We start from the raw sequence: 6,090 nt of genomic DNA on the forward strand, positions 1-6,090 counted from the left end.
CGGGAGGGCGGACGGGGTGCCGGTCTCGGCTCCTGCGGGGGAGGGGGTCGAGGCGCGATCGGATCGGTGCATGCAGAGGGGGGTTCCAGGTCTGCCGACGCTCGAGGGGGAGGCGGGAGCGGCGGGTGGGGCGCGGGGGATCTCGCGCGGCCAGGCCGACGCGACCCTCTAAGCTACCCGCGTTCCTCCGGACTGCGGCTGAGAGAAGGCTCCGGAGTCGAGCGGGCGCAGAAGAGATCGGCGGGCGCGGAAGAGATCGACGGCCGCGGCGAAGGGGTGGGCGCTCAGCGCGGCGCGGTGAAGACGAGGAGCGCGATCAGGCCGGCGGCGGTCGCGGCGGCTCCGGAGCCGAGGCGCCACCACATCCACCTGTCGCGCTTGGGGCCGCGCACCGGCCGACGCCGAGGCGTGTGTCCGAGGAGATCGCCGGGGTTCTGCTGGAAGACCATGCCCCCAGCTTGCCGAACGCGGGCGTCGCGCGGGCGCACTCTGCTGCGACTCCCAGGCCGTCGCGCACTACCGCGGGCGGAGGCTCCTCGCCAGCCGGTCCCCTCCGGCGCGTCGGTCGCTAGCGTGGAGGGGACGGCCGAGCGGCCGACGAGCGGAGGAGCGGGACATGGCCGGGACTGGCAAGGGTTCGCAGGACAGGGCGGCGCAGGACAGGGCGGCGCAGAAGCGCGCGAAGAAGGCGCTGAAGAAGGCCGAGAAGTCGGTGCGTGCGGCGCACGAGGCGGTCCGCGACTCCAGCAAGAAGCTGCGCGTGAAGGCCCGCAGGTTGGCGGAGCAGACGGAGAAGCTCCGGCGCACGCAGGAGAAGGCGCTGGCGAAGGCCGCGGCGGCCGAGCGTCCGTCGGCAGCGAAGCACGCGGCGGCGCCGACTGCTCCCGAGGCTGCGGTGGACCTGACGCCCCCTCTGCCGAGTCCTGCGGCGGACGAGGCACCCGGCGATGCGACCGCGGACAGCGCTCCAGGCGCCGCTCGTGCCGCCTCCGAGGCCGCGACCCCCGACTCCGACCCCGCGCACACCCCCGACCTCACGCCTCCGCTGCCGCGCGCGGAGCGCTGACGCCCCGCGCCTGAGAAAGCGCACAGGATACCCGGGCGCGCGGCTCCGGCGAGGTGAACACTCGGTGAAGCATCGCCGGCAGGCCGCTCGAGCGCTCTGCGCGGGAGCATCATGTCTGCGTGGATCCCTTCATCCTGCTCGCTCTCGTCGTCGTCACGGCCCTGGCCTTCGACTTCACCAACGGCTTCCATGACACGGCGAACGCGATGGCCACGTCCATCGCGACCGGCGCGCTCAAGCCCCGCACCGCCGTCGCGCTCTCCGCCTCACTCAATCTGGTCGGCGCCTTCCTCAGCATCGAGGTGGCCCTCACGGTCACCAACGCGGTGGTCAAGATCCAGGACTCGACCGGCGCACCGGACCCCGCTCTGCTTGAGGGCGGCGGATCCGCGCTGCTGCTGATCGTGCTCGCGGGGCTGATCGGCGGGATCGTCTGGAACCTGCTGACCTGGCTGCTGGGTCTGCCGTCGAGTTCGTCGCACGCCCTCTTCGGCGGGCTGATCGGCTCAGCGCTCGCCGGTCTCGGCGTCAACGGCGTCAACTGGGCGGGAGACGGCACCAAGCTCGACGGCGTCGTCGGCAAGGTGATCCTGCCGGCGCTGATGTCGCCTCTGCTTGCCGGAGCCGTCGCGGCCATCGGCACGTGGCTCGTGTTCCGCGTGATCGGCAACCTCGCCGAGAAGAGCCTGCACCGCGGGTTCCGCATCGGCCAGATCGGCAGCGCCTCCCTCGTCTCGCTCGCGCACGGCACCAACGACGCGCAGAAGACGATGGGAGTGATCACGCTGGCGCTGATCGCGGCCGGTGGCTGGAGCGACACCGCGTCGGTCCCCTTCTGGGTGAAACTCAGCTGCGCGCTGGCCATCTCGCTCGGAACGTACATCGGCGGCTGGCGCATCATCCGCACCGTCGGCAAGGGCCTGGTCGAGATCGACACTCCGCAGGGCATGGCGGCGGAGAGCTCGTCGGCCGCGGTGATCCTCGCCTCGAGCCACCTCGGCTTCGCCCTCTCGACCACGCATGTGGCCACCGGCTCGATCCTCGGCTCCGGAGTGGGCCGACCCGGCGCCCAGGTGCGCTGGCGGGTCGCACTGCGCATGGTCGTCGCCTGGGTCATCACCCTCCCGGCGGCCGCCCTGGTCGGCGCCGTGATGTGGTGGATCGGCCACCTCGTGCAGGGTGCGGCCGGCGGTCTGTTGATGGCCGCGGTACTCGTCGTGGTCGCCACCGCCATCTACGTCCGCTCGCGCCGCGACAGCATCGGCGCACACAACGTCAACGACGAGTGGCAGGACGCGGGCCGTCCCGCGCCCGAGACCGCCGACGTCTGAGCGAAAGGAACCGCACCGTGCTCTCCCTCTTCCTCTCCGCCGCCGGCCAGGTGGCCCTCGTCGCCGTGCTCCTCGGAGCGGGCCTGCCGGTGCTCTTCGCACTCGGAGTCCGCTCGTTCGCCGTCGCGGGTGCTCCCGACGGGGCCGGCGGGCTGCCCGCCCCGATTCTCCGCGGGGTCGGCGTGCTGTGCTTCGCGCTCGTCCTCGCCGCCGTGGCCATCGGCCTCAGCATCATCATCGCCACGGGCCTCGGCCAGTCGGTGAGCTTCGAGCACCTCCTCCCGACCTTCACGCCCAAGGGCTGAGCATGGACTCGACCGATCCGATCGCGGCGCGCGAGGGGATCGTCTCGCGCGTCGTCGCCTGGCTCCGCGCCGGCTACCCCTCGGGAGTGCCCGAGCAGGACTACCTTCCGCTGTTGGGCCTGCTGCGCCGGAGCCTGACGACCGATGAGGTCGAGCAGGTCGTCGCGCGGCTCCTCTCGGAGTCGGAGCGGGCCGAGACCGTCGTCTCGCCGACCGTCGTGCGCGAGACCATCGAGCAGTTGCTGCTCGGGCCCGCCCTGCCCGAGGACATCGCGCGCGCTCAGCGCGTCTCGCCAGCGCGGGCTGGCCGCTCGCCGGTCCGGAGTCGCTCGCCGAGCCGGACACACGGGCGGGCCTGGTCACCCGCATCGTCCGCTGGCTGCGCGCGGGGTACCCCTCCGGGCTGCCGGAGCAGGACTTCGTGCCGCTGCTCGCGCTGCTGCGCCGTCGGCTCAGCGACGAGGAGGTGGCGGAGGTGGCCGCAGGGCTCGCCGCCGACGCCTCCGCGAGCCGAGCCGATGTGGGCACCGCCATCGCCGGAGTCACCTCCGAGCTGCCCTCGGACGAGGACATTGAGCGCGTGCGCCGCTCGCTGGCCGAGCTCGGCTGGCCGGAGGAGTTCGCGAGCTGAGGCCGTCAGCGCCAGAGGTTCGCGGAGGCGATCTCGGCGCCGCGGGCGAGAGAATCGAGCTTCGCCCACGCGATCTGCGGATGGATGCGCCCGCCGAGCCCGCAGTCGGTCGCGGCGACGACGCGCTCGCGGCCGACGACCGAGGCGAAGCGCTCGATGCGCTGGGCGACCAGCTCGGGATGCTCGACCACGTTCGTCGCGTGGCCGACCACTCCGGGGACGATGACCTTTCCCTCGGGCAGGGCGACGTCCTCCCAGACCGTCCACTCGTGCTCGTGCCGGGCGTTCGCGGCCTCGAAGGAGTAGGAACCGGCATCGATCTCGAGCATGAGGTCGACGATGTGCCGGAATTCGATGTCGGTGGTGTGCGGTCCGTGCCAGCTGCCCCAGCAGAGGTGGAAGCGGATGCGGTCCTGCGGGAGGCCGCGCAGCGCGTGGTTGAGCGCCTCGACGCGGATGCGGGTGAAGGTGCGGTAGTCCTCGAGGGAGGGCTCCGGGTTGATCTGGTCCCAGTTCTCGGCGATCGAGGGGTCGTCGATCTGGAGGATCAGCCCGGCGTCGATGACGGCGCGGTATTCCTCCCGCAGCACGTCGGCCCAGGCCCAGATGTGCTCCTCCTCGCTGGCGTAGTGCGCGTTGTGGATGCGCGCACCGCTGCCCGGGGAGAGGGAGGTGAGGAAGCCGTCCGCGATGCCGGCGGCGTCGAGGGCCGAGCGGAGGTTCCGCGCGTCGGCAGCGACCGCCTCCTGACCGATGTATGAGAGGGGGCCGGTGGTCGACGGGAACGCGGTGGCGTTCTTGCCCGTCGAGATGCCGCTGTCGGGGTCGGTGTAGGCGTCGCGGAAGATCGTCCAGTCGCGCCGGTCCGGGAACGAGGTGAGCCGCACCCGGCCGGGCTCGGAGCGCACCGGCTGCGAGCTGAAGATCGACTCCTCGGTGACCGAGAGGCCGGCGACCCGCTGGAACGAGTAGGACCACCATGCTCCGTAGTCGACCGCGCTCGACATCGCCTTGCCGAACTCGCCGTCGCCCGGGATCGTGATGCCGGTCTCGACCTGGCGGCGGACGAGCCCGTCGACAGCCTCGGCCAGCAGGCCGTCGAACTCGGGCGTGCGCTCAAGGGTGAAGCCGTCGGCCGCGATGCGGCGCGACTCGTTCGCCGCGATCAGCTCCGGCGTGCGGGGAAGGCTCCCGGCGTGCGACGTGGGGATGCGGTCGGGACGAGAAGTCATGGTGCCTCACGGGAGTCGGGGTGCGCGATCGCACTCGTGTCGGATCGTTCTCACCGTAGCGGCGGTGCGGAGGCGGGCTCCGGCGTGTGAAGGCTCGTGACGTCCGGGCCGCGGCGTCCGCAGACGGGGTGGCGGGGCCTACGCCTCCCGGGCGAGCGCACCGACGAAGCGGGCGATGCTCCGCGGCCCCGACACCGGGGCCACCGCCTCCACCGCGGGGTTGTAGTTCGTGTTGGTGTTGACGTCGTAGACACCGTGCGGCCGTCGGTCGTCTCGATGAACTCCACTCCCGCCACATCGATGCCGAGGGCGGGCAGGAGCGGCGCGAGGCGCGCGATCAGCGGGTGCTCGGCGGTGATCTCCGGCCGTAGTTCGAATGGTTCGTGAGCGGAGCCGGATCCGACCTCGCACGCGTCGGCGGGGCACAGCTCGAAGCCGCCGGCCGAGGTGTCAACCCGGACGGCGTAGACGAAGCGGCCGCCGACGAACTCGGCACGGGTGACGAACGACTCGACGGGCAGGAGCCGCTCCTGCACCAGGGTGATGCCGTCGACGGAGTCGTCGAGGTCGGCGTCCACGGCGTCGGCGGGAGTCTCGTAGGCGCGCACGCCGAGGCCCTTGCCGCCCTGGTTGTGCTTCAGGATCAGCGGACCGCCGACGCGCTCGGCCGCTGCAGCGAGCTGCTCGCGGCCCAGGACGGCGATCGTGCGGGGCACGTCGATGCCGGCGGCCTTCAGCGCCGCGTGCTGCGCGCTCTTGCTCACTTCGAGCTCGAGAGCACGGCGTCCGTTGACGACGCGGTGCCCCGAGGCCTCGGCCCACGCGAGGAGGCCCCGACCCGTCTCCTTCGCCCGCGGCCGGCCGCGGGTGTGCGCCGACGCGCTGAGCCGAGACCAGAAGACTCCGGCCGGAGGCTCCTCCGAGAGCTCGATCGTCGCGGAGTCGTCGAGGAGCCACTCGCGCAGCTCGACCCCCTCCTGCTCGAACGCGCGGCGGAACGGCGGCAGCCACTCCGGGTTGTCGTGCAGAACATGAACGGTCATGGTGCCCTCTCGATCGTTCCTCCATCGTGGCGGGTGACGGGCGCGGGCGGAGCGCGGAGCCGTCATCCAGCGCAGTCTCCCAGCGCAGTCCTCCGCGCTGCCTCTCCACGCGGCGGCTGTCCGCCCGGAGGTTCGTCACGCAGCGACGTCTGCGGCAACGGCTCGTCACAGTCGAGCGCGGGTCGCGCCGGCCGAGCAGGCTGGGACCGAGGCCACACGGCAGACAGACAGCCACACGGCAGACAGACAGGGGGGATCATGGCGGCGATCATCCGACGGGGCGGTGGGGAGGCGCTCCTCGCGCGTCTCCGAGCGTCCGGCTCCTCGGCGGGGCCCGCACCGCCTCGGGCGATCGAGCACGGTTCCGCCTCGAGGTGTTGCAGATGGCGCACGCGGTCGAGAACGGTCCGCCGCTGAGCGCTGCGGCGAGCGGCCGCACCGCGTTCCCGGGCGCCACTCTCGACGGCACCGCGGAGCCTCCC

General features: G+C 72.4%; 7 protein-coding genes and 1 pseudogene. 5 read left to right on the plus strand and 3 right to left on the minus strand.

Annotated features, from left to right (window positions below; translation table 11 throughout):
• Nucleotides 1–284: 284 nt before the first annotated feature.
• Nucleotides 285–449 carry a hypothetical protein gene (locus ACH61_RS17525; RefSeq protein ID WP_158286138.1) on the minus strand — a complete coding sequence of 55 codons (165 nt, stop codon included), beginning with the start codon at nt 447–449 and terminating at the stop codon, nt 285–287.
• Nucleotides 450–616: 167 nt separating this feature from the next.
• On the opposite strand from ACH61_RS17525, the gene ACH61_RS13495 reads away from it, so the two are divergent.
• The 5 genes and pseudogenes from ACH61_RS13495 to ACH61_RS18555 all read left to right on the plus strand — a co-directional run bounded on the left by ACH61_RS13495 (nt 617) and on the right by ACH61_RS18555 (nt 3,333).
• Entirely contained in the window at nt 617–1,066 is a 450-nt protein-coding gene (locus tag ACH61_RS13495) for a hypothetical protein (RefSeq protein WP_068212930.1), read from the plus strand.
• A 119-nt stretch (nt 1,067–1,185) separates the two neighbouring features.
• Nucleotides 1,186–2,397 carry an inorganic phosphate transporter gene (locus tag ACH61_RS13500; protein ID WP_068212933.1) on the plus strand — a complete coding sequence of 404 codons (1,212 nt, stop codon included), beginning with the start codon at nt 1,186–1,188 and terminating at the stop codon, nt 2,395–2,397.
• A 17-nt stretch (nt 2,398–2,414) separates the two neighbouring features.
• Entirely contained in the window at nt 2,415–2,702 is a 288-nt protein-coding gene (locus tag ACH61_RS13505; protein ID WP_068212936.1) for a hypothetical protein, read from the plus strand.
• A 2-nt stretch (nt 2,703–2,704) separates the two neighbouring features.
• Nucleotides 2,705–2,926, plus strand: a pseudogene (locus ACH61_RS18550) (DUF3349 domain-containing protein); the annotation flags it as partial.
• A 179-nt stretch (nt 2,927–3,105) separates the two neighbouring features.
• Nucleotides 3,106–3,333: a DUF3349 domain-containing protein gene (locus ACH61_RS18555; RefSeq protein WP_236713692.1), complete on the plus strand. Its 228-nt coding sequence runs from the start codon at nt 3,106–3,108 to the stop codon at nt 3,331–3,333.
• Between the two features lie 5 nt (nt 3,334–3,338).
• Here ACH61_RS18555 and ACH61_RS13515 read toward each other — a convergent pair whose 3' ends face one another.
• Both ACH61_RS13515 and ACH61_RS13520 read right to left on the minus strand, forming a co-directional pair.
• The gene (locus ACH61_RS13515; protein WP_068212942.1) at nt 3,339–4,565 is read right to left on the minus strand and encodes a cobalamin-independent methionine synthase II family protein; all 1,227 of its coding nucleotides are present in this window, start codon (nt 4,563–4,565) and stop codon (nt 3,339–3,341) included.
• Nucleotides 4,566–4,615: 50 nt separating this feature from the next.
• On the minus strand, nt 4,616–5,608 hold the full coding sequence (locus ACH61_RS13520) for an ATP-grasp domain-containing protein (protein WP_330220178.1): 993 nt from the start codon (nt 5,606–5,608) through the stop codon (nt 4,616–4,618).
• Nucleotides 5,609–6,090 lie beyond the last annotated feature (482 nt).

Origin of the sequence: Rathayibacter tanaceti, from assembly GCF_001634385.1 — a bacterium.
Taxonomy (GTDB): Bacteria; Actinomycetota; Actinomycetes; order Actinomycetales; family Microbacteriaceae; genus Rathayibacter; species Rathayibacter tanaceti.

Bases quoted from the DNA above. Each gene is read 5' to 3' on its own strand.
- ACH61_RS17525 (WP_158286138.1), bottom strand. From the start codon at position 449: ATGGTCTTCCAGCAGAACCCCGGCGATCTCCTCGGACACACGCCTCGG.
- ACH61_RS13495 (WP_068212930.1), top strand. From the start codon at position 617: ATGGCCGGGACTGGCAAGGGTTCGCAGGACAGGGCGGCGCAGGACAGG.
- ACH61_RS13515 (WP_068212942.1), bottom strand. From the start codon at position 4,565: ATGACTTCTCGTCCCGACCGCATCCCCACGTCGCACGCCGGGAGCCTT.
- ACH61_RS13520 (WP_330220178.1), bottom strand. From the start codon at position 5,608: ATGACCGTTCATGTTCTGCACGACAACCCGGAGTGGCTGCCGCCGTTC.